The following is a 1,104-nucleotide window of genomic DNA, read 5'->3' as shown; positions in this document are numbered from 1 at the left end:
CGGTCACCCTGCCCCTCAACGGGCAGACGCGCCTGCTGCTGCGCTATCCCCAAGGGCAGGCCCCAGCGGTTAGTGAGGTGCGGTTTCCGATTAGTCAGGTCATTACCTTGCCGCCGCTGTTAGTCAATGCCGGATTCCGCCAGGTCACCAGTGTCGGCAGTTATTTGCAGGTGTCCATAGCGGCCCTCAACACCTTCCAGCAGTCGCTCTCGACTTCCCAGCGGGAGGCCCTGCGCCAGACCCTGCGGAATGCACTGGCGGCGGCGGATGCGGTGGTGGCCGATGCCCTGCTGGATATTAAAATCACTCCCCTGACGGAGTTTTCGCCCCGAGACGAGCGCTCGACCTACTTTAGGGTGCCCGCTGGTCTGGCTACCGACCTAGCCAATGCCGAGTCGGATCGGGGCCAGCAGTGGCGGCAGATCAAGATCTATCTAGAGTCGATCAACAGCACCGACCCCACCCTGCCCGCCATTGATCTGCCTACCAGCGCCGCAGAGATTGCTAACCTGCTGCCCGACTTTCTCAACTGGAGCCAGCGCTTCTTTGATGCCAGCGCCGATGTAGATAACCCAGACGCCGCTGGCCCCTGGCTCGTGACAGCCTACCCGCGCATTAGCACCCCCAGCTATGCCAGCCCCGACGCCAGCGGGCGGCTTAAGTACGACCATCTGCTCAGCGATCGCTGGGCTCACAACTACCGCTACTACATTCGGCCCAGCAGCCGCTATGACCTGCTGTGGCAAAGCCTGCTAGAGTCGCCCGACCTGTTTCCTCCTCGGGCTAACCCCGCCGATCCGGCTAGCGATGTTATTCGGCCTTTGCGAGAGCTAGATACCTTTGTGCTGTCGGCCCGCTCTCTGGTAGATCTCGACGGCAAACTGCCCAAGGCTTTAGTAGATGCCCTATACCCCTTAGAAAATCAGCGCTACCTGGGTGAGACCAGTTTTCTCGAAGCTATCGGAACCTTGGCAGGCTCCTTTAACAAGAGCCAACAGGCCACCCTCCTCGCCGCTGTAGAGACCTTCCGCGAGGTCTTACCCGACCCAGCGGCGGGCGGGCTCGAAATCCCCCTCGATCGCACCCAGCCCATCGATAAACCCC

General features: G+C 61.2%; 1 protein-coding gene. It reads left to right on the top strand.

Going from position 1 to position 1,104, the window contains the following annotated elements; genetic code table 11:
- Positions 1-1,104, top strand: a 1,104-nt coding sequence (locus IQ273_RS33345; protein ID WP_194027347.1) for a hypothetical protein, incomplete at both ends; no start/stop codon positions are given.

The sequence above is a fragment of the Nodosilinea sp. LEGE 07298 genome, assembly GCF_015207265.1.
Taxonomy (GTDB): Bacteria; Cyanobacteriota; Cyanobacteriia; order Phormidesmidales; family Phormidesmidaceae; genus Nodosilinea.
This window is presented reverse-complemented; position numbering and strand designations above follow the sequence as displayed.